The 22,478-nt window shown below is 66.0% G+C and carries 17 protein-coding genes; 14 read left to right on the top strand and 3 right to left on the bottom strand.

Features of this window, described 5'->3' with window-relative positions; genetic code table 11:
* Nucleotides 1–49 precede the first annotated feature (49 nt).
* Nucleotides 50–598, bottom strand: coding sequence for an NUDIX hydrolase (locus tag C3B78_RS19525; protein WP_104999534.1), 549 nt, complete (start codon nt 596–598; stop codon nt 50–52).
* 159 nt (nt 599–757) lie between these two features.
* On the opposite strand from C3B78_RS19525, the gene C3B78_RS19520 reads away from it, so the two are divergent.
* From C3B78_RS19520 to C3B78_RS19500, 6 genes are all read left to right on the top strand, one after another.
* Entirely contained in the window at nt 758–2,314 is a 1,557-nt protein-coding gene (locus C3B78_RS19520) for a CCA tRNA nucleotidyltransferase (protein ID WP_104999533.1), read from the top strand.
* Nucleotides 2,311–2,895 (top strand): histidine phosphatase family protein, encoded by a 585-nt coding sequence (locus tag C3B78_RS19515; protein ID WP_104999532.1) that lies wholly within the window; start codon nt 2,311–2,313, stop codon nt 2,893–2,895. Before C3B78_RS19520 ends, C3B78_RS19515 begins: the two co-directional genes overlap by 4 nt.
* Before the next feature lie 544 nt (nt 2,896–3,439).
* The gene (locus C3B78_RS19920) at nt 3,440–3,577 is read left to right on the top strand and encodes a hypothetical protein (protein WP_199775297.1); all 138 of its coding nucleotides are present in this window, start codon (nt 3,440–3,442) and stop codon (nt 3,575–3,577) included.
* Between the two features lie 86 nt (nt 3,578–3,663).
* Complete coding sequence (locus tag C3B78_RS19510) at nt 3,664–5,130, top strand: glycosyltransferase family 87 protein (protein ID WP_104999531.1); 1,467 nt, start codon at nt 3,664–3,666, stop codon at nt 5,128–5,130.
* Complete coding sequence (locus C3B78_RS19505; protein WP_104999530.1) at nt 5,123–6,571, top strand: phytoene desaturase family protein; 1,449 nt, start codon at nt 5,123–5,125, stop codon at nt 6,569–6,571. The genes C3B78_RS19510 and C3B78_RS19505 overlap by 8 nt, the downstream gene beginning before the upstream one ends.
* 70 nt (nt 6,572–6,641) lie before the next feature.
* A complete protein-coding gene (locus C3B78_RS19500; RefSeq protein WP_104999529.1) occupies nt 6,642–8,630 on the top strand; it encodes a penicillin-binding transpeptidase domain-containing protein in 1,989 nt (662 codons plus the stop codon).
* A gap of 40 nt (nt 8,631–8,670) precedes the next feature.
* Here C3B78_RS19500 and C3B78_RS19495 read toward each other — a convergent pair whose 3' ends face one another.
* Nucleotides 8,671–10,041 carry an aspartate aminotransferase family protein gene (locus tag C3B78_RS19495; protein WP_104999528.1) on the bottom strand — a complete coding sequence of 457 codons (1,371 nt, stop codon included), beginning with the start codon at nt 10,039–10,041 and terminating at the stop codon, nt 8,671–8,673.
* Between the two features lie 28 nt (nt 10,042–10,069).
* The gene (locus C3B78_RS19490) at nt 10,070–11,557 is read right to left on the bottom strand and encodes a CoA-acylating methylmalonate-semialdehyde dehydrogenase (protein WP_104999527.1); all 1,488 of its coding nucleotides are present in this window, start codon (nt 11,555–11,557) and stop codon (nt 10,070–10,072) included.
* Between the two features lie 105 nt (nt 11,558–11,662).
* Here C3B78_RS19490 and C3B78_RS19485 point away from each other — a divergent pair, with 105 nt between their 5' ends.
* The 8 genes from C3B78_RS19485 (at nt 11,663) to C3B78_RS19450 (ending at nt 22,459) form a co-directional block, all read left to right on the top strand.
* Nucleotides 11,663–13,318, top strand: a complete 1,656-nt coding sequence (locus C3B78_RS19485) for a PucR family transcriptional regulator (protein ID WP_104999526.1) — start codon at nt 11,663–11,665, stop codon at nt 13,316–13,318.
* A 67-nt stretch (nt 13,319–13,385) separates the two neighbouring features.
* The gene (locus C3B78_RS19480; protein WP_104999525.1) at nt 13,386–14,330 is read left to right on the top strand and encodes a LysR family transcriptional regulator; all 945 of its coding nucleotides are present in this window, start codon (nt 13,386–13,388) and stop codon (nt 14,328–14,330) included.
* Nucleotides 14,331–14,485: 155 nt separating this feature from the next.
* Nucleotides 14,486–15,862, top strand: a complete 1,377-nt coding sequence (locus tag C3B78_RS19475; protein ID WP_234005470.1) for an MFS transporter — start codon at nt 14,486–14,488, stop codon at nt 15,860–15,862.
* Between the two features lie 45 nt (nt 15,863–15,907).
* A complete protein-coding gene (locus C3B78_RS19470; RefSeq protein WP_104999523.1) occupies nt 15,908–17,173 on the top strand; it encodes a M20 family metallo-hydrolase in 1,266 nt (421 codons plus the stop codon).
* Nucleotides 17,170–18,612, top strand: coding sequence for an amidase (locus tag C3B78_RS19465; RefSeq protein ID WP_104999522.1), 1,443 nt, complete (start codon nt 17,170–17,172; stop codon nt 18,610–18,612). Before C3B78_RS19470 ends, C3B78_RS19465 begins: the two co-directional genes overlap by 4 nt.
* 70 nt (nt 18,613–18,682) lie before the next feature.
* Nucleotides 18,683–20,365, top strand: a complete 1,683-nt coding sequence (locus C3B78_RS19460; protein WP_104999904.1) for an ABC-F family ATP-binding cassette domain-containing protein — start codon at nt 18,683–18,685, stop codon at nt 20,363–20,365.
* A gap of 133 nt (nt 20,366–20,498) precedes the next feature.
* Complete coding sequence (locus C3B78_RS19455; protein ID WP_104999521.1) at nt 20,499–21,269, top strand: DeoR/GlpR family DNA-binding transcription regulator; 771 nt, start codon at nt 20,499–20,501, stop codon at nt 21,267–21,269.
* A complete protein-coding gene (locus C3B78_RS19450) occupies nt 21,266–22,459 on the top strand; it encodes an MFS transporter (RefSeq protein ID WP_104999520.1) in 1,194 nt (397 codons plus the stop codon). The genes C3B78_RS19455 and C3B78_RS19450 overlap by 4 nt, the downstream gene beginning before the upstream one ends.
* The last annotated feature ends 19 nt before the right edge of the window (nt 22,460–22,478 follow it).

Here is a 22,478-nt window from a genome sequence, read left to right as displayed (position 1 = left end):
GCAGTTAAAGCCGCAATGCAGGCACCGGCTGCCCGGAGCGGCTGCAGCCCTAAAGGTGCCCGGGAAGGACGTCCCTGGCCAGATCGGCGATCCGGCGCTCATTGGGGAAGGACAGCTTGCGCGCCAGTTCCTGGATGGGAACCCAGGCCACGTCCACGGCTTCCTGGTCCGGATCGTTCTCGATGGTGAGCTCGCCGCCGGTGGCTCGCAGGAGGTAGTGATGGACCGTCTTGTGCACTCGATGGCCGCTGACGGTAAACCAGTAGTCGATGCTTCCCAGCGGTGCGAGGATGTCGCCTTCGATGCCGGTCTCCTCGGCAATTTCGCGGACCGCGGCTTGCTCGTTGTTTTCTTTGCCCTCCGGGTGGCCCTTGGGAAGGCACCACTCCAGGCGCCCGCCGCGATTAAGGCGGGCGATAATCGCAACCCTCAATTCGGCGTCGGACGTGTCCACCACGACGCCGCCGGCGGAGACCTCCTCCACCGTAGGCAGGGATGCCGGTGCCGAATGCTGGGCAGGCGCAACGTGCGCACCAATTGCCGATGGCTTTGGCGCGTTTGTCCTCCTGCCGGGAGCGCTCGGTACTGGATGGGCCATGGAGTCCACTCTAACGACTGTTGCCCGTTCGTGATGACCGGAACATGACACCAACATGGACGGCATATGACGCACTTTGCCGTGCACCGAGCGATTCCGTGCGATCTTGACCCCAATTTGGCCTGCCGACACGCTGATTTCTGCCAAGCTTAAGTAACTATGGCGCACGCACATCACAAGACTGATTCCCAGACCGTCGATTTCCAAGTGGACCCGGTGGTCCTGGAGCTCGGCCGGCGCTTCGTGGACGCCGGCCACGAACTGTCCCTGGTAGGCGGACCGGTGCGTGACCTTTTCCTGGGCCGGACGTCCCCGGACCTGGACTTCACTACCGACGCCACCCCGGACCAGACCGTGGCACTCATCAAGAAGTGGGCGGATAACTACTGGGAGATCGGCCGGGCCTTTGGCACGATCGGCATGCGCAAAGCCGGCTTCCAGATCGAAATCACCACCTACCGGGCAGAGGCCTACGATCCCGATTCCCGGAAGCCGGTGGTGGCATTCGGTTCGTCCTTGACCGATGACCTGCTCCGGCGCGACTTCACCATCAACGCCATGGCCCTGAAGCTGCCCTCACTGGAACTGGTGGACCCCTTCGGCGGGGTCCGCGACCTTCATGCCTCCGTGCTGGCCACCCCGGGGGCACCCGAGCTGTCCTTCTCCGACGATCCGCTGAGGATGATGCGCGCGGCACGGTTCGCCGCCCAGCTGGGCGTATCCGTGCACGACGACGTCCGGCGGGCCATGACGCAGATGGCGGAGCGGATCACCATCATTTCCGCGGAACGCGTGCGGGACGAACTGGTCAAACTCATCTGTGGCGCCCGCCCGCGCGTCGGCGTGGACCTGCTGGTGGATACGGGGCTCGCGGAGTTCGTGCTGCCTGAGGTTTCCGCGCTCCGCCTGGAATCTGACGAGCACCACCGGCACAAGGACGTCTACCAGCACTCCCTGCAGGTCCTGGAGCAGGCAGCGGAGCTGGAGACGGACGGTGAAGGCTCCGTGCCGGGGCCGGACTTCGTGCTGCGCTTCGCAGCATTAATGCACGACGTCGGTAAGCCGGCTACGCGCCGCTTTGAACCGGGCGGCGCCGTGAGCTTTCGCCACCACGACATGGTGGGAGCCAAGCTCACCTCCAAGCGGATGAAGGCGCTGCGCTTCGACAACGACACCACCAAAGCTGTTGCCCGCCTCGTGGAACTCCACATGCGTTTCTACGGGTACGGAGACGCCGGCTGGAGCGATTCTGCAGTCCGCCGCTACGTGACCGATGCCGGGCCGCTGCTGGAACGGCTGCACCGGCTCACCCGCTCGGACGTCACCACCCGCAACCAGCGGAAGGCCGAACGCCTCGCTTTCGCCTATGACGACCTCGAAGCCCGCATCGCCGCGCTGCGCGAACAGGAGTCGCTGGAGGCTGTCCGCCCCGATCTGGACGGGGCCCGGATCATGGCCCTGCTGGGGCTCAAACCAGGGCCGGTGGTGGGCCGCGCCTACAAGTTCCTGCTGAATGAGCGGATGGAGAACGGGCCCCTGCCCACGGAAGTAGCGGAAGCACGGCTCCTCCGCTGGTGGACCCAACAACCGGAATCCACCCCGGATGAAGCTGAACCCGCGTCCGTTGAAGCCGATCCCGCACCCGCACCTGCCGCGGCGAAGGCTGGAACGCCTCCCGCCGCCGTCGAGCCTTTCCCTTCTGAGGAGTCCAAGTGACAATTCCCGCCCTTGCCCCGCGCCCTCAGCTGTGGATCCTCCGCCACGGCGAGACCGAATGGTCCAAGAGCGGCCAGTACACCGGGCTCACGGATCTTCCGTTGACTGTCGAGGGCGAACAGCAGGCCGTGGAGGCCCGTAAGGTCTTGGATCCCGTCGACTTCGACCTGGTGCTCACGTCTCCCCTGCGGCGGGCACGGCGGACAGCAGAGCTGGCCGGCTTCCCTGATGCCCAGCATGAACCCCTTGCCGTCGAATGGAACTATGGCGACTACGAAGGCATCAGCTCCGACCTGATCCGAAAGGACAACCCCGACTACCTGATCTGGACGCACGGGGTTCCCAATGGCGAAACGCTGGACGAGGTTGCGGCCAGGGCGGACAAAATCATTGGCCGGGTGCTGGAATCCGGCATGGATAACGTGCTGATTGTGGCCCACGGCCACTTCTCGAGAATCCTCACGGCGCGTTGGCTGGAATTGCCGCCCATGGAAGGCCGCCATTTCATTCTGGGCACCGCCAAGGTCTGCACGCTGGGCTGGGACAAAAGGACACCCGCTATTGTCCGCTGGGGCCTTTAAAGGTTTCTGGAATTTGTTGGATTTATTTTTGTTTTCTTACTGGCGGATATACTTCGCCATAGTGTAGTTTTGTTCCTGACCCCAGGGCGTCTGCCGGGGGTATCGGCGCATGTTGCAAGGCCCAAGGCCTAAGCAATGGCAGAGCAGAAAAGGAGGTTGGGAAAATGATTACTTTGACTAGCGGACGGAAGATGAACGTCACCGCGGCCCCGGCCTCTGATGCTTTTGCGCGCCCATTTTGGGGACACGCGGGCTCCTAGCCTTGCTTGGTTTGGGTGGACACATCCTCCCACGTGCAACGCCATAGCCAGGACCCCTGAGCCGGCCCGTAAAGCCGGAGCCACGCTCTTTCCTTAGCCCGCTGTGCCCCCTGCCTTGCCAACCAACGGTCCGCGCGCTGTTTTGTTCGGCAATTCTGCCTAATCCCGGTTATTCCTAAGCGCGTTTTTTGCGCCCTAATTCCAGTCCCAATTGCATTTAGCGAAAAGGGATTAATTGCCGCGCCCGGTTTGCGGGCCAGCCAGTACAAAAGGAGGTGATACCCATGAGAAAGTTCCGGAAACTCCTGCTGCCGGCACAAGGCCGGCGCAGCGGCAGGAGGCTGATCAACGAACCCCTGCTGGAGAAGCAGCGCGAAGACGTCTTCGTCCTGATGCACCAGCAGATCGGCGGTACGCGGTAGGCGGGACGGCAGGCACGTGGACCACGGCCCGTCCGCGGGAAGCGTGCCCGCCCTGTACCTGCCCGGTGCGGCGGTAAGCTCAAGCCATGCAGGAGTCCCAGCCGCCGGAGCACCAAGGAAGGTTGCACCTGGTGGTTCCCAGCCGGAGCGATGTCCTGCTGAGGAACTTCACTGAAGTTGTGGGCGGCCCCCTGGGATCCAGGGCATCTCCAGGAATCGTCTCCCCCGGCGTCTTCACTGTGGAACGTGTACTGATCCTGCTGACCGTGCTGGCGGCACTCGCGGGCATCCTGCTCAAGGGCTACTGCCGCGCCAACGGATGGGAATCCCCCACCCAGTTTTACGCCACCTGCTACTCAGACTTCCCGGAACTCTTCCGGAACCGCGGGCTCGCGGACGGACAGTTTCCCATCGCGGGCAGCGGAAGCCTGTTTGAGTACCCGGTCCTTACCGCCATGATCGCGGGGGTAACGGCATGGCTGGTTCCCGGGACCGGAGTGGCGGACGCCCGGATGCTCGCCTATTTCGATATCAATGCTGCGCTTCTGGCCGCCGTCACGGTGGTTGCCGTCCTGGCTACGGCCCGGATGACCAGCCGTCGCCCTTGGGACGCAGCCATGGTGGCGCTGGCCCCGGGCATCGTCCTGGCCGGCACCATTAACTGGGATCTTTGGGCGGTGGCCCTGCTCGCGGTGGGGATGTATTTTTTCTCGCGGGAACGGCTGGTTCTTGCGGGAGTCTTCATCGGGTTGGCCACGGCAGTGAAACTGTATCCGCTGCTCATCCTGGGCGCCATGCTCCTGCTCGCCGTGCGGACCGGCCGCTTCCGGCCCCTGTTGAAGACGGCGGGCGCCGCGGGGGCCGCGTGGTTGGCAGTCAACCTGCCGTTCGCCGTCGCAAATCCCTCCGGGTGGGCATACTTCTTCCAGTTCTCAACCGACCGCGGCGCCGGGTACGGCTCACCGTGGTTTGCCTACAATCTGCTGCTCAACAGGTTGAGGGGGCAGGAACTGGGCGCCGACGCGGTGAACCTGCTGTCGCTCGGCTTTTTTGCCGCGGCCTGCGTCCTGATCGCACTGATCGCCTTCACAGCGCCGCGCCGCCCGCGCCTGGCCCAACTGGCCTTCCTGGCCGTGGCGGCATTCATCCTCACCAACAAGGTCTACTCACCGCAGTATGTTGTCTGGCTGATCCCGCTGCTCGCGCTGGCCAGGCCGCGGTGGCGGGACTTCCTGGTCTGGCAGGGCGTCGAAGGCCTGCATTGGGCCGCGGTGTGGATGTACCTTGGACAGGTGACCAGCGCAGGTTCCTCCCAGCACAACCTGGATATGCCCTACTACGTCCTGGCCGTGGCGGCGCACATGGTGGCCGTTGCCTACCTGATTGCACGGGTGACGTGGGACATCTACGACCCCACCTACGATCCCATCCGGCGGCACCACCTGGACGATCCCCACGGCGGACCCTTCACCGGCGCCCCGGACCGGTTCCGCCTGAACCTGCGGAAGGCGGCGGACCGGGGCGTCCGGCGGAAGGCCGCGTCCGATGCCTGACGTTGCGGTAGTGGGCTCCGGACCCAACGGGCTGGCAGCCGCAGCGGTGATGGCACGGGCAGGGCTCTCGGTAGAGGTTTTCGAGGCTGCGGCTGCAATCGGCGGCGGGACGCGCACTGCGGAACTCATGCAGCCGGGACACTTCCACGATGTCTGCTCTGCCGTCCATCCCATGGCCCTGGCATCGCCTTTCTTCCGCGCCTTCGAGCTGTCCCGGCGGGTGCAACTCGCGACTCCCGCGCTGTCCTACGGCTCTCCCCTGGACGGCGGCCGGTCCGCCCTTGCCTACCGGTCGCTTGACCGGACGGCAGCGGGACTCGGGCGGGACGGGGCCGCCTACCGGCGCCTCATGGGACCTCTGGTCCGCGCCATTGACGACGTCATGGACTTCACGCAGAACCAGCTCTTCCGTGTCCCCCGGAATCCCGTCGCTGCGGGCATCTTCGGCCTGCGGACCCTGGAACAGGGCTCGGGACTGTGGAACACCCGGTTCCGTGAAGAACTTGCCCCCGCCCTCCTCAGCGGCGTCGCTGCCCACGCCGTGTCCCACCTGCCGTCACTGGCCGCGTCCGGGGCGGGACTGATGCTGGGGGCGCTGGGCCACGCTGAAGGGTGGCCCATTCCCCTGGGTGGTTCCGCCGCCATTGCCGCCGCCCTGGCGGAGGACATCAGGGCGCACGGCGGGGTCCTCCACACGAACGCCCCGATAAACCGGCTGCAGGACCTCCCGGCCGCCCGGGCCACCCTGCTTGACGTAGCGCCGCGGGGACTGGCGGACATGGCCGGGAATTCCCTTCCCCACCGTTACCGCAAAGCCCTGGAGTCCTTCCGCTACGGGAACGGCTCATGCAAGGTGGACTTCATTCTTTCCGGCCCCGTGCCGTGGACAGCTGCGGAACTGGCAGAGGCCGGAACAGTCCACGTGGGCGGCACCAGGGCCGAACTCGCGCATGCGGAAAACGAAGTCAGCGCGGGCCGCCACCCCGAGCGGCCGTATGTGCTGGTGGCCCAGCCTTCACGCTTCGATCCCGGCCGGGCTCCCGCCGGGCGCCACACGCTGTGGACCTACTGCCATGTACCTGCCGGCTCAACCAAGGACATGGCTGCGGCGATCACCGCCCAGCTGGAACGGTTTGCCCCGGGCTTCCGGGACCTGGTGCTGGACACGAACGTGGTTACCGCGGCGCAGCTGGCAGAGTACAACCGGAACTACATCGGCGGGGACTTCAGTGCCGGGACCATGGACCTCCGCGGCCTGGTCCAGCGGCCGGTGGTGTCGCGGCACCCGTGGCGCACCCCGCTGCGGGGCGTCTACCTCTGTTCCTCCTCCACGCCGCCCGGCCCGGGGGTTACGGGCATGCCCGGCCTCCACGCGGCAACGCATGCGCTAAAGGACATGTTCCAACTGCCCGTTCCCGCGCTGGGCCTGAACACGCCCTAGGAAAGCGGGCCGCCTGCGAAGGGCCCCTGAATGGCCAATTGCACTGGGCGCAACGGGTGATAATAACCGGATGGGGAAAACAACAAAACTTTCTATGGCCGCCGCCGTGCTGATCCTGGGAACGTCGCTGGTGGCCTGTGACGACGGCAGGAGCGGGGCCGAAGCGGCAGCCAGGCAGTTCGCCACAGCCGTATCGTCCCTGGACGTGGGGCCGGTGGCCTTCGAGGGCAAGGACGCCGCAGCCGCCAATGACCAGCTGCGAAACGTCTTTGCTGCACTCGACCCCCTGAAGCCGGCGGTTGAAGCGGGCGACGTAACCCTTGACGGGGACAATGCCTCCGCGCCCCTGAACTACACCTGGACATTCGGCGAGGCGGAGTGGAAGTACACGGTTCCGGCAAAGTTCCGGAAGTCCGGGGACAAGTGGCTTGCGGTCTGGGACCCCGCCACGCTGGCGCCCGGCCTTGCCGACAGCGAGATCCTGTCCAAAGGCTCCCAGTCCCCGCAGCGCGCGGACATCCTCGGAGCCGGTGATGTCCCGCTGGTCACGTACCGGCCGGTGGTGAACGTCGGTATCGATAAGCCCCAGCTGGTGGGTGCCGACCCCGCAGGCTCTGCCGCCAGGCTCGCCGCCCTCGTCGGCGTTGACCCGGCCGGTTACGTCCAGCAGGTGCAGGCCTCCGGCGCCGAAGCCTTCGTTTCCGCGATCACCCTGCGGGAAGAGGGCCGGACCATCACCAATGAGCAGATCGCTGCCATTCCCGGTGCCCGTGCCATTCCCGCCTCGGTGCCGCTGGCGCCCAGCCGGACCTTCGCCCGCGCCGTCCTCGGCACCGTCGGCGAGGCCACGGCAGAGCAGATTGAAGCCTCCGAAGGCGCCCTGACCGCGGGGGACGTGACAGGCATCGGCGGGCTGCAGCAGCAGTACGACGAACAGCTCAGGGGGACGGACGCCGTCGTGATCCGCGCCCAGCGCGCGGACCTGACCCGCGAACAGATCCAGTCGGCGGCAACGGACCCCCGGCGGGTCCTCTTCGAAGTGGCTCCCACGCCGGGAACGCCGCTGAAGACAACCATCGATCCGAGGCTGCAGTCGTTGGCCGAAAGCACCTTGCAAGGCGTCGCTCCGGCCTCCGCCATCGTGGCGCTGCGCCCTTCCAGCGGCGCAGTCCTGGCCGTGGCGTCGGGTCCGGGCAGCAACGGCTACAACACCGCCATGCTGGGCCAGTACGCGCCGGGATCGATCTTCAAAATGGTGGATTCCCTGGCGATGTTCCGCAACGGATTGACTCCTGACTCCAAGGTCGAATGCACGCCCACGCTGACAGTGGACGGGCGGACGTTCAAGAACGCCGAAGGCTACCCGGAGGGCTCCCTCGGCTCCGTCAGCCTGCGCGACGCCTTTGCGCACTCCTGCAACACGGCGTTCATCGCCGCCAGGAACACTGTGTCGCAGGGGCAACTGGAAGCCGCCGCCCTGGCCATGGGAATCGCCGTCGAGGCACCTTCACTGGGGGCGGAGGCGTTCCTGGGATCCGTTCCCGGGGAGGCGACAGGGACGGAGCATGCCGCCTCCATGATCGGCCAGGGCAAGGTGCTGCTCTCGCCCCTGGCAGCAGCCATGATGGCCGGTTCCGTGGCCAAGGGTGCGCCCGTCTCGCCGCAGCTGGTGATGAATCCCGGCGGCGGCGCTGCAGCCGCCGGGACAACGAGCGGTTCCACGGCACCGGCCGCCCAGCCCTCGGCCACAGCAACGGCTGAGGCTCCGGTGACGGCTTCAGCCGAGCCCATCACGGCAGCGGAGGCTGCCTCCCTGGCGGAAATGATGCGCGCCGTGGTCACCTCGGGGCATGCCGGCTTCCTTTCAAGCGTTCCGGGCGCTCCGGTAGGGGCCAAGACCGGCACGGCGGAGTTCGGTAAGGAGAGTCCCCCGAAGACGCACGCGTGGATCGTGGCTGTCCACGGAGACCTTGCCGTGGCCGTCTTCGTGGAGGACGGCGGACTGGGCGCGACCACCTCCGGGCCGCTGCTGAAGGAGTTCCTCACCGCCGCCGGGTGACGCGGGGGCAAGAACCCGCCGCCGGCGGCGGTGAGCGTCGTCAGGCTGCGAAACCGTCAGCGATCTCCAGCACCTCGTCCAGGATGGCCAGGCCGGCCTTCGTATCCGCCACGCTCGTGTTGCAGGGCGGAACCACATGGATGCGGTTGAAGTTGGCGAACGGCAGCAGGCCCCGGGACTTGCACGCGGCGACAAGCTGGTTCATTTCCGGGCTGGACCCGCCGTATGGTGCCAGCGGTTCCCGGGATTCCCGGTTGCGGACAAGCTCGATGGCCCAGAACACGCCGACGCCCCTGACGTCGCCGACAGACCTGTGCCGCTCCGCAAAGGCGCTGAGTGCTGGACCGATCACCGTCTTACCCAAGGTGGCCGCGTGCTGGACTATACGCTCGTCCTCCATGGCGTTAATGGTGGCCACCGCTGCTGCCGTAGCCAGTGGATGGCCGGAATAGGTCAGGCCGCCGGGATAGGTCCGCTGCCCGAATGTGGCGGCGATCTCCGGGCTGATGGCCACCCCGCCCAGGGGGACATAGCCGGAATTGACGCCCTTGGCGAAGGTGAGCAGGTCAGGCACCACGTCGAAGTGCTCTACTGCGAACCACTTGCCCGTTCGGCCGAAGCCTGCCATGACTTCGTCTGCGATTAGGACGATACCGAACCGGGTGCAGAGCTCACGGACGCCCTCGAAGTAGCCCGGCGGAGGCATGTAGATGCCTGCAGTTCCGGGAATGGACTCCAGGATGAGCGCTGCGATGGTGGACGGGCCCTCCATGCTGATCAGCTGTTCGAGGTGGGCGAGGGCACGTTGGCTTTCCTCTTCCTGCGTCGTGGCGTGGAAGGCCGAACGGTACAGGTAAGGCGGGAAGAAGTGGACCGTTCCGGTGCTGCCGTTGTCGCTGGGCCAGCGCCGGGGGTCGCCGGTGAGGTTGACTGCCAATTGGGTGCCGCCATGGTAGGAGCGATAGGCCGAGAGCACTTTGTGGCGCCTGGTGTGCAGTCTGGCCATCCGCACGGCGTGTTCGTTGGCATCGGCGCCGCCGTTGGTGAAGAACACCTTGTCCAGTTCCCCGGGCGTCCGCTCGGCGATCAGGCGGGCCGCTTCGGAGCGGGCGTCGTTGGCATAGCTGGGCGCAATCGTGCACAGCTTGGTGGCCTGCGCCGCGATCGCGGATACCACCGCGGGGTGCTGGTGGCCGATGTTGGTGTTCACCAGCTGGGAGGAGAAGTCCAGGTATTTGTTCCCGTCGCCGTCCCAGACATGGGATCCCTCGGCAGCTGAAATAACCATGGGATCCAGCAGGTCCTGGGCGGACCAGGAATGGAAGACGTGCTTGCGGTCCAGTTCATAGGCACGCCGGGAGATGGCAGGATCAATGTCCGGCAGCGGACCGGACTCAATGGTTGAGGTCATTGCAGTTTCCTCTCGGGAGTCTTGGCGCTTATGCGTTCTGCGGGAAGCCGAGGTTGATGCCGCCGTGGCTGGGGTCCAGCCAACGGGACGTGACCGCCTTGCCGCGGGTGAAGAACCCGACGCCTTCCGTGCCGTGCGCGTGGGTGTCGCCGAACAGCGAATTCTTCCAGCCGCCGAAGGAGTAGTAGGCCATGGGAACGGGAACCGGGACGTTGATTCCCACCATGCCCACTTCCACCTCATTCTCGAAGCGCCGGGCTGCCCCGCCGTCGTTGGTGAAGATTGCCGTGCCGTTTCCGTAGGGGTTGCTATTGATCAGGTTGAGCGCCTGCTCATAGGTGTCCATGCGGACCACGGACAGGACCGGGCCGAAGATCTCGTCCTGGTAGATGGACATGTCCGGCGTGACGTTGTCGAAGAGGGTGGGGCCCACGAAGAAACCGTCGCCTTCGGCGTCCGCGGCGATGTTCCGGCCGTCGACGACGACAGTGGCACCGGATGCTTCGCCGGCGTCGATGTAGCCGGCCACTTTGTCGCGGTGCTGGGCGGTGACGAGCGGGCCCATGTCGCAGCCGCGCAGTCCGTCGCCGGTGCGAAGTGCCGCGGCGCGCTGGGCGATCTTGGCGACGAGGTCGTCTGCGATGTCGCCCACGGCCAGGAGGGCGGAGATGGCCATGCAGCGTTCTCCGGCGGAACCAAAGCCCGCGTTGATTGCGGCGTCTGCAGCCAGGTCAAGGTCCGCGTCAGGAAGGACAATCATGTGGTTCTTCGCGCCGCCGAGGGCCTGGACGCGCTTCCCGTTGGCCGTAGCGGTCTGGTAGACGTACTTGGCGATCGGCGTGGAGCCGACGAAGGATACGGCCTTTACATCGGGGTTGTTCAGCAGGCCGTCAACGGCGACTTTGTCGCCGTGCAGGACGTTGAAGACGCCGGCTGGAAGCCCCGCTTCCTTCCACAGTTCCGCCATCCAGTTGACGGCCGTGGGGTCCTTTTCGCTGGGCTTGATGATCACTGTGTTGCCGGCCGCGATGGCAAGCGGGAAGAACCACATAGGCACCATGGCCGGGAAGTTGAAGGGGCTGATGACCGCGACGGGACCAAGCGCCTGGCGGATGGAATGGACATCGACGCTGGTGGAGGCGTTCTCCGTGTAGCTGCCCTTGAGCAGGTGCGGGATGCCGCAGGCGAACTCGACGACCTCCTGGCCGCGCGTCACTTCGCCCAGCGCGTCATCCAGGACTTTGCCGTGCTCCGAGGTGATGATGGCTGCAAGCTCGCCCTTCCGGGAATTGAGCAGCTCTCGGAAGGCGAAAAGGATCTGGGTGCGGCGGGCAAGGGACGTGTCCCGCCAGGCGGGGAAAGCGGCCTTGGCGGCGGCCACGGCTGCATCGCATTCCTGGCTGGAGGCCAGCGCCACCTGTCCGGTGACCTTGCCGGTGGCAGGATTGGTGACCGGAGCGGTGCGGTCCCCGACCGGGACGTAGCTGCCGTTGATCCAGTGCTCGATCGTGTTCAAAGTTTCTCCTTGATGGGCGTGCAATGCGTCCAGTCTTTAGGGAGCCGGTGCCGGGCGGAAGGGACGGTGTGTAAGGCAAATCACAGGATCGTTTACACTTTGTAAATGCTCCCCTCGGTTCGTGACGTCCTTGCGCTGCCTGTGCTTCAGGACGGCGCCCTCCAGCTCCTGGGCAGTTCCAGCCGCTTGGACCTGCCTGTCCGCTGGGTGCACGTCAGCGAAGTGCTGGATATTTCCGGCCTGCTTGCCGGCGGGGAACTGGTCCTCACTACCGGCCTGGAATTGGAAAAGGACCCCGGGCTGACAGCCTCATTTGTGGCGTCGCTGGAACAGGCGGGAGCCGCCGGTCTCGTCGTCGAACTCACCGGCAAGCGTGACCGCAGCCTGGCCGCGCTGCGGGCGGCGGCGCAAGGGACCACCCTGCCGGTTGCCGTGGTGCAGCGGCGGGTCCGCTTCGTCCAGGTTACGGAGGTGGTGCACCGGATGATTGTTGCCGAACAGCTGGAACGCGTGGAACACGCGCGCGATGTCCACGAGGCGTTCACGCTCCTGAGCCTGGAAAATGCCGGGACGGAGCTGGTAGTGGAAAAGGCGGCTGAGTTGATCGGCGCTCCGGTGGTCCTGGAGGACCTGTCCCACCTGGTCCTTGCCTTCTCAGCCCCGGGCCACTCGGCAACCGAGCTGTTGGAGGACTGGGAGCGGCGGTCCCGCACAACCCCCTCGCCGGCCGGAACGGCGCGCGCGGGAGCAGAGGACTGGCTGCAGACCCGGGTGGGACTGCAGCGGCAGCTTTGGGGAAGGCTGGTAGTTCCGTTCGGAGTGGACGACGACGGCCTGGCGGGGATGGTGCTCGAGCGTGCGGCACAGGCGCTGGCGATCAACCGGCTCGCCGAAAGGGACCGGCGGGAACTTAGCCAGCAGGCCCAGGCGGGCCTGCTCAATACGCTCCGCCAGCCGCGCGGCCTCGATGAAGCCGAGGCACTGGCCCGGGCAGGAGCCCTGGGTTTGAAACGTTCCCCGTTGTACATGCCGGTGGTGTTCCGCAGAGTGGGCCCGCAGGCAGCCGCCCCTGCCGGGCCGGGATCGCGGGCCGGCGGGCCGTCCTCCCGCGATCCGCTTGCCGGCCAGGAGGAGGAGCGGGTTCTCCTTGAGCAGCTGGGCCGCGCCCTCAAGTCCATTTCCGGCACAGCCCTGACAGCCAGCATCCATTCCGGGTCGGTGGGGATGATCCTTGCCTTGCCGGCGAAGCAGTTGGAAGACCCTACGCTGCACCGCCTGGCCAATGCCCTCGACCGCCAGCCGGACAGCGTCTCACCGGGGTGGAACATCGGCGTGGGCCAGGCACGTTCAACGCTGCTTGATGCAGCGGCCGGGATTGATGAGGCAGCGCATGTCGCGGAAACCTCAGCCACCCTGCGCGGTGCCCGGAAACCTTTCTACCGGGCAACGGACGTGCGCCTGCGTGGGCTGCTGGCACTCCTGCGGAATGACCCGCGCGTCCAGCAGTTCGTGGAATCCGAGCTGGAAGGAGTGCTGCAGGCCGAAGCGCATGGCCAGGGAGGACACCTGGACCTTCTGGCGCAGTACCTTGACTCGGGCGGGAACAAGGCAGCCATGGCACGCAGCGGCTATCTCAGTAGGCCCACCCTGTATGCCCGGCTGGCGCGGCTCGAGGAGCTCCTGGGCCTGGACCTGGAGGATGCCGAATCCCGCACGTCACTGCACGTGGCGCTGCTCCTCCACAGGCTTCGGACGGTCTGAACACATGTCATCCCGGACCTACCGGACTTCAAAGGCGGCCCGTGCCGCAGGATATGGATACTAACTGATGGCCAAGCCATTCACCCTCACGCAGCTGCGCTATTTCTCGGTGGTTGCGGAGCTCGAAAACATGACGGCGGCCGCCGAACGGTTGCTGGTGACGCAATCAACGCTGTCCACGGCGATCGCCCAGTTGGAGTCAAGCCTTTCCACCCAACTTTTCGTACGGCTGCACACCCGGGGGCTGCGCCTCACACCCTCCGGCAGGCACCTTGCCCAGGACATCAAAGTGCTGCTGGAGCATGCCGATTCCCTCTACGAGTCTGCCCGCGGGCTTGCTGCGGGCCTGGTGGGCGAACTCAAAGTGGGCGTGTTCGCGCCGCTGGCACCCTTCCGGCTCCCGGCCATCCTGCAAACCTTCGAGGTGCAGCATCCTGGAGTGGAAGTATCTTTCCTGGAGGCCGACCTCGCCACCCTCCAAAGCGCCCTGCTGGACGGCCAATGCGATGTTGCGCTCATGTACGGACTGGGGTTGGGCCGCGGTTTTACCTACAAGGTCCTGGACCGCGTTCCTCCCCACGTCCTGGTGCACGCAGCGCACCCTGCCGCGGCGCGCCCGGACCGGAGCATTGCGCTCAGGGACCTCGACGGCGAACCCTCCGTGGTGTTGGACCTTCCCCACAGCCGCGAGTACTACGAGCAGCTCTACGCGTTGGCTGGTGTCGTACCGAACGTCCGGCACCGCTTTGCGGGGTACGAGACTGTTCGGTCGTTTGTGGCAAAGGGGCACGGCTACGCCATGCTCAACCAGCGGTTGAACAACGACATGACCTATTCCGGCGGGAAGGTGGTGGTGCTGGCACTGACGGACAACTTTCCGCCCATCGAGGTGATGCTGGTCCGGCCCGAAGGGGTGCAGCCGACCCGCCGGACTTTGGCATTCGAGGAAACGTGCCACCGGGTATACGGATCGGCAGGACCGGCAGCGTCATTGACGGAATCTATCGGGTAGTCCAGATCAATCAATTGGACAGATGTGGAATGGATCACACACAGTAGATCCAGCGCGGGTCGCAGCAGGGTTCCCGGAAGGGTCAAGCCCTTCCGGTCACGGCGTGCACAAACCCCTCCGAACGCGGGACAACCATGTTGATCAAAGGAGATTCAGTGGTTCAGATCCACCCTCAACCCCAGCAGGCACCCGAAGCAGTCCTGAGCGCAGCAGCAACCGGTGCTCCCGTCCTTGAACCCGGCACCCCCAGCGCACGCCCGGGTATAACCAAGATGCAGAAGCGCGTGCTGGCCGGCGGCAGCATCGGGCAGTTCATCGAGTTTTACGACTTCACCCTCTACGGCCTCACCGCGGTGATTTTCTCGCAGCTGTTCTTCCCCGGCACTAACCCGATAGCGGCTATGCTCGCCACCTTCGCCACTTTCGGCGTCGCCTTTGTGGTCCGGCCCATCGGCGGCCTGTTCTTCGGCGCGCTCGGTGACAGGATCGGCCGGCGCCGGGTCCTCACCATAACCCTCGTCGCCATTGGCGGGGCCACCGCCCTCATGGGCATGCTGCCTACCTACGGCCAGATCGGTGCCTGGGCACCGGCGCTGCTGGTGCTCTGCCGCCTCGTCCAGGGCTTCTCGGCCGGCGGCGAGTCCGTGGGCGCGCCGTCGTTCGTCTTCGAGCACGCCCCCGTCAAGAGCCGCGGCTTCTGGCTCAACATCACTATTGCCGCCACCGCGCTGCCTTCCGTAGTTGCCGGGACCCTGATCCTTATCCTCAGCAGGTCCATGCCCAACGAGGACTTCATGGCCTGGGGCTGGCGCATTCCGTTCCTGCTGGCACTGCCGCTTGCGCTGTTTGGGGTCTGGATTCGGAGCCGCACCGTGGAGAGCGATGCCTTCAACGAGGCCCAGGCCAGCCGGACCAAGGAGTTCAGCCCTGTCCGCGAAGCCTTCCGGGAGAACAAACTGCGGATGGTCCAGGTCATCTTCGTCATGGGCCTGACGGCCATGGGTTTCTACTTCCTCTCTGCCTACTTCGTGTCCTACGTGCAGACGTCGGGCGGGCTCAGCCGCGAACAGTCCCTGATGGTCAACGCTGCAGCGCTGGCGCTCTACGCCGTGCTGCTCCCCTTGGGCGGCCGCATTGGTGACCGGGTGGGACGCAAGCCGATGCTGATTGCCGGCTCCGCAGTCCTGGCCCTGGTATCCGTGCCGTGCTTCATGCTGGTGACCAGCGGCAGCCTGCCGCTGGCGCTCCTGGGCCAGTCGCTGTTCGTGGTGGCGCTGTGCATCTACGGCGGTGGCTGCTACACGTTCTTCGTGGAGATCTTCACCACCAAGACCCGGTTCACCTCCGCGGCGATCAGCTACAACGGCGCCTACGCGCTGTTCGGCGGCACCGCACCGTTCATCGGCACCGCCCTGGTGGGAGGCAGCGGAGTACCGCACGCGCCGGGCTTTTACATGGCCGCCGCGGCCGCCGTCGTACTCCTCCTGGTGCTGTTCACCAAGGTGCCGGAGACGCGCGGCCGGATGGGCTAGAAGCCCCACGCCTTCCTCCCACAGCAATATACAAAGGACTTTCCCATGAATTCAGCAGCTTTCCTGTCCGATTTCCATCATGTGGCCACCATCGGCGCCACGGCGAACAACGGCGTGGACCGCCAGGCGGCAACCGCCGAGGACGCGCTCACCCGCGAGTGGTTCGCCGCCTGGGTGCAGGACGCCGGGTGGGAACTCCGGGTGGACGGAATCGGCAATATGTTCGGGCTGCTGGAGTGGGTGCCCGGGGCGCCGTACATCATTATCGGTTCCCACCTGGACAGCCAGCCGCTGGGAGGCCGCTTCGACGGCGCCTACGGCGTGATTGCCGCGCTGCACGCGGCACGCCGGCTGGATGCGGAGGTTGCTGAGGGAGCGGAGCTGCCGCAGTTCAACCTGGCGGTGGTGAACTGGTTCAACGAAGAAGGCGGGCGCTTCGCACCGAGCATCATGGGCAGTTCCGTGTACGCGGGGCTGCTGGACCGGGAAAAGATGCTGGCAGTAGGGGACCTGCAGGGGACCACCGTCCGCGAGGCCCTGGCAGGCATCGGGTACCTCGGCACGGCCGAGGCCCCTGATGCCGCCGGCTACGCCGAAATCCACATCGAACAGGGCCGCATCCTGGAACGGGAAGGCATCAACATCGGCTTGGTGGACAGCAGCTGGTACACCCAGAAGCTGGACATCGAAGTACTGGGAGAACAGTCGCACACCGGTGCCACGGCCATGGCCGACCGGCACGACGCGTTGGTGGCCGCCTCCAAGATCATCCTGATGGTGCACGATGTCACCAAGGACTTCGCGGACGAGGCGATCGTCTCGTCGGTGGGCCAGCTGACCCTGGAGCCGAACTCACCCATCGTGGTGGCCCGGCGGGTGCATCTGGTGGCGGACCTGCGTTCGGGCGATCCGGACATCGTCAAGGCAGCCCGGGCCAAGCTCCTGAAGGACATCGACGTGCTGGCACGCGAGCACGACATCAAAGTGAACGTCAAGGACTTCGACATCCGTCCCATCCGGCGCTTTCCCGAGGCTGGACTGGAATTGGCGGACAAGGTTGCGGCCAACCTGGGCCTCTCCGCACGGCGGATCCAGACCATGGCCGGCCACGATTCGGTGGCCATGAATACGGTGGCTCCGTCGGTGATGCTGTTCATCCCCAGCGTGGACGGCGTCTCGCACTGCGAGCGGGAGTTCACCACCGACGCCGACATGGTGGCCGGGGTGGACATGCTCACCGGGATTGCGCGCGAACTCGTCGCCGGTGCCTTGGCCGAAACGCCTGCTCCGTCCGCGGCCGCCCTCGCATGACGGAACTGCACTACCTTGACGCGTCCAGCGCGCTGAGGCTGTTCCGGACGCGGGAGCTTTCGCCGGTGGAACTCCTCGACGCGCTGATAGCAAGGACGGAAGCGGTCAACGGGTCCATCAACGCCCTGACCGAAACGCTGTTCGACGAAGCCAGGGTGGCCGCCAGGCAGGCGGCCACCCGCTATGCCCGGGGCAGGGACATCGCCCCGCTTCTGGGACTCCCGGTGGCCGCGAAGGAAAAGCATGGCCTCCGTGGCCGCACTCTTTCACAGGGGCTGCTTGCCAGGAAGGGCGACATCGCAGCGGCGGACCATCCCGTCATCGAACGCATCAAGCACGCCGGCGGCATCATCCATGCCCGCACCACTACACCCGAGTACAGCTGCGCCACGGTAACCCACAGCCCGTTGTGGGGCGTCACCCGGAATCCGTGGAACCTGCGGTACTCCCCGGGCGGCTCGTCCGGAGGTTCGGGGGCCGCGCTGGCGGCAGGGCTGGCTCCACTGGCCACAGCCTCGGACATTGCCGGCTCCACCAGGCTGCCGGCAGCGTTCACCGGAACGGTGGGCTTCAAGGCCCCGTACGGACGGATTCCCGGGCTGGCTCCGCTCTCCGCGGACCACTACCGTGGCGACGGCCCCATGGGCCGGACCGTGGCGGACACCGCGCTGCTAGCCAACGTCATGGCCGGAAAGCATCCCGGCGACCACACCTCACTTGCCGGAGTACCGCACCTGGCCTCGGCCCCGGGTGCTGCGGATGCCGCCGCCGGAATGCGGATCGCACTGTGTGTCAGGCTGGGCAACTACCCGGTGGCCGCGGACGTGGAAGCCAACACCCGCGCCGTGGCGTCAGCACTGCGTGAGGCCGGAGCCGTGGTGGAGGAAATCGAACTTCCCTGGACCACGGAGCTGATCAGCCGCACAATATTCACCCATTTCGGCTACCTGCTAGGGCCGGCCATGGAGGACGAAACCGAGGGCACCGCCGAAACGCTCGCCTCCTACACCCGCAGGTTTATGGCAGACGCCCGGCGGGCTGCCGAGCAAAACCGCTACCTCGATGGCGTGCGCGCGGAGACCCGCATCCAGGCTGAACTTGCCGCGGCGATGGCAGGGTACGACGCCCTCATCTGCCCGGCCTCCGCGGTGGCGTCGCTCGATGCCGACGGCGACTATCTGGACGGCATCGATCTTGACGGAACCGGCGAGGGGAGGCACCTGGAGCACTACTGGGAAGGCCACATGACGGCGCCCTTCAACATCGCCAACCGGTGCCCGGTCCTCGCGGTGCCCAGCGGAACCGCCGGTTGCGGAATCCCCACGGGGGTGCAGATCGTGGGACATCCGTTCGATGACGCGACAGTCTTCCGGGTGGGCAGCGCTGTGGAAGCCGTTCGGCCGTGGAGTGACCGGCGGCCGGAGTTCCTGGCCGGCTGATGCCCGCGGGGCTGCGGGCATCAGCCGGCGCCAAAAACGATGGCAGGCAACGCGTGGGAGGATGGAACGCGTGGCCCATATTGACGTTTCCGGTATCGATTACTTCCTCTCCGACGGCACCCAGCTGCTCAACGGAGTGACCTTCAAGGTCCCGGACGGCACCAAGACTGCCCTGATCGGCCCCAACGGCACCGGCAAGACCACCCTGTTCCGGATTATTGCCGGAGACCTGCTGCCGGATGAAGGCGTCATCGGACGGTCCGGGACCATGGGCATCATGCGCCAGTTCGTGGGCCAGGTCCGGGACGGCTCCACGGTCCGCGACCTCCTGGTGTCCGCAGCCCCGCCGGCCCTGGCCGCAGCGGCGCGGGAGGTGGACGACGCGGAGCTCGCCATGGTGGAGAACGACGACGAGCCCAGCCAGATGCGCTACGCCCAGGCCATCGTGGACTGGGGAGACGCGGGCGGCTACGACGTCGAGACCGTCTGGGACGAGGTCTGCATGGCCGCGCTGGGACTCCCCTTTGACCGCGCGCAGCACCGCCCGGCGTCGAGCCTTTCCGGCGGCGAGCAGAAGCGCCTGGTGCTTGAAGCCCTCTTCGCCGGCCCCGACGACCTGCTGCTGCTCGACGAACCGGACAACTACCTGGACGTTCCCGGCAAGCGCTGGCTCGAGGACAAACTCAACGAGTCCAAAAAGACGGTCTTCTTCATCAGCCACGACCGTGAACTGCTGAACAACGCCGCGGGACGCATCGTCACGCTGGAACCGGGAATCAACGGCGCCGGAGCCTGGATCCACGGCGGCGGCTTCGGCTCGTACGTGGAGGCGCGGGCGGACCGGAATGCGCGTTTCGAGGAACTGCGCAAGCGCTGGGACGAGGAGCACGTCAAGCTCAAGGAACTCGTCAACATGTACAAGAACAAGGCAGCCTTCCGCTCCGACATGGCCAACCGGTACCACGCGGCCCAGACCCGCCTGGCAAAGTTCCTGGAGATCGGTCCGCCCGAGGCACTGCCGATCGAGCAGAACGTCCGGATGCGGCTTAAGGGCGGACGAACCGCCAAGCGTGCCATCGTTGCCGAGTCGCTGGAACTGACGGGCTTGATGAAGCCGTTCTCCACCGAAGTGTGGTTCGGTGACCGGGTGGGCGTCCTGGGGTCCAACGGCTCAGGAAAATCGCACTTCCTGCGGCTGCTCGCCACAGGCGGCACCGATCCGGAACGCGAGCACCTGCCCGTCTCCGACGTGGAAATCGCCGAAGTGCCGCACGAGGGTACGGTAAAGCTGGGAGCCCGCATCCGTCCCGGCTTCTTTGCCCAGACCCATGTCCGGCCGGACCTCCTGGGCAAGACGCTGCTGGAAATCCTGCACCGCGGCGACGAGCACCGCTCCGGCCTGGGCCGGGAGGCAGCGGCCGGGGCACTGGACGGCTACGGTCTTGCCGGCCAGTCCGAGCAGAAGTATGAGTCCCTCTCCGGGGGCCAGCAGGCCCGGTTCCAGATCCTGCTCCTGCAGTTGAGCGGCGCAACGCTGCTGCTCCTCGACGAGCCTACCGACAACCTGGACCTGCACTCCGCGGAGGCACTGGAGCGGGCCATCGACCACTTCGAAGGCACCGTCCTCGCCGTGACGCACGACCGCTGGTTCGCCCGGACGTTCGACCGCTTCCTGGTGTTCGGATCCGACGGCAAGGTGTACGAATCGCCGGAACCGGTGTGGGACGAGAAACGCGTGGAGCGCGCCCGCTAACCCCGACGCTCTCTCACTCCCTGCGGCTTTTGGGCCATCGCTCTCTCACCGGTGAGAGAGCGATGGGAAATTTCCGGCATTAGGTGAGAGAGCGTCTGATGATCAAATGATCAATAGTTGCTATCATTTGATCATGAAGACGGACGAGCGGCATCGCACCATTGCCGAACTGCTCCGCCGGCGCCAGGAGGTAACAGTGGAGGAGCTGACGGTTGCCTGTGACGCATCGGGGGCGACCATCCGCCGTGACCTTGAGATCCTGGCAGCGAACGGCGTTCTCCGCCGGGTCCACGGCGGAGCGCGCAGCCTCATTGGGCGGGGTGAAAATCCGGGCTACGGCCAGCGCGAGCTGGAGGACCGGGACTCCAAGAAACGCATCGCAGCCGCCGTGGCAGGCCTGCTGGTTGACCGTGAACATGTCTGGCTGGACAGCGGCAGTACCGCCACGGAGGTTGCCCGCGCCTTATTCGCGAGGGAACTGACCATCATGCCGATGTCACTCCGGTCTCTCAACGTCCTCGCGGGTGGCGACGCCGCAGGCACCCGCCCTGCCTTGCTGCTGCCCGGAGGCGGCTTGATCCCGGGCGAGCTGAGCTTCCGCGGCCCCATGGCTGAATCCAATATCCGTTCCCTGCGCTTTGATACGGCCGTCCTAACCCCCTGCGCCGTGGACCTCAAGGACGGCATCCTGGCCCACGATATCGATGATGCAGCAGTGAAACGGGCTGGCCTGGAATCCGCCGGGCGCGTGGTGGTTGCCGTCTCAGCATCCAAATGGGATGCGCAGGCGAGGGCGCTGGTCTCCGGGCTTGAGCGGGTGGACGTTCTGGTGACAGACAAGAAATTCAGCGCCGAAGAGCGCGCACAACTCGACCAAGGCTCCCTGGAAGTAGTGACTGTATGACCATCAATACCCGTACCTCGCAGGACGCCGGACTAAGGGCAGCCGCAGCCGCCACCTTCGTGGTCTTTGGCATCAATGGCCTGGTTTTCGCCAGTTGGGCCGCCAGGATCCCTGCCGTCACGGAGATCCTGGCCATCACCTCCGGGCAGATGGGCACGCTGCTGCTGTGTACCGCCGTGGGGTCACTGCTGGCACTGCCCACCGCGGGCCTGGTGGTGGGCAAGATTGGAACCGCCAACACAGTGCGGTTTGGCGGGCTCCTGGCTGCCCTTGCAGGGGTGGGCATCGCCTTGTCGCTCTCCGTGGCATCGGTCCCCGGCACGGCAATCGCGCTGTTCTTCTTCGGCATAGCCATCGGCCTGTGGGACGTGTCCCAGAACATTGAAGGCGCCGACGTCGAGCACAAGCTGCGGCGCACCATCATGCCCCAGTTCCACGCGGCATTCAGCGGCGGCGCCTTTGTGGGCGCGCTGATCGGTGCCGGCCTTTCCAACCTCGGCATCGGCCTGCCCCTGCACCTGCTGGTCATCGCCGGCATCGTGGTTCTGGTGACGCTGACCGCGCCCCGCTACTTCCTTCCGCACATCCCAACGTCCACCCCGGACGGTGAACCGAAACCGGCCAAGGGCCCGTCAGCATGGCGGGACAGCCGGACCCTGCTCATCGGCGTGGTGGTCCTGGGGGCCACACTGACGGAAGGTGCGGGCAATGACTGGATTGCGAAAGCCTCCGTGGACGGGCTGGGCACCTCCGAGTCCGCCGGTGCCTTGATGTTTGCCCTCTTTGTCCTGGCGATGACGGCCATGCGGTTCCTCGGCGGCCGGGTCATCGACAAGTACGGCCGGACTGCCGTGCTGCGGGCCAGCATGGGAGCTGCCGCCTTGGGCCTGTGCCTCTTTGTGCTTGCCGGAAACGTTTGGCTGGCGGCCGTGGGGGCGGCATTGTGGGGTGTTGGGGCCGCGCTGGCCTTCCCCATGGGGATGTCGGCGGCGGCGGATGATCCGAAACATGCAGCAGCCAGGGTCTCCGTTGTATCAACCCTTGGCTATATCTCGTTCCTGGCAGGACCCCCCCTCCTGGGATACTTGGGCGACCTCACCGGCATCCACCTGGCGCTCCTGGCCATCCTTGCGCCGATCCTGCTTGCCCTGCTCCTGGCGGGGGCAGCCAAACCCCTCAAGGCGGGGTAGCAGAGCTTCCGGTGCGTGC

The sequence above is a fragment of the Arthrobacter sp. PGP41 genome, from assembly GCF_002953935.1.
Taxonomy (GTDB): Bacteria; Actinomycetota; Actinomycetes; order Actinomycetales; family Micrococcaceae; genus Arthrobacter.
The sequence above is the reverse complement of the archived record's forward strand: the minus strand, read 5'-3'. Positions and strand labels throughout refer to the sequence as shown.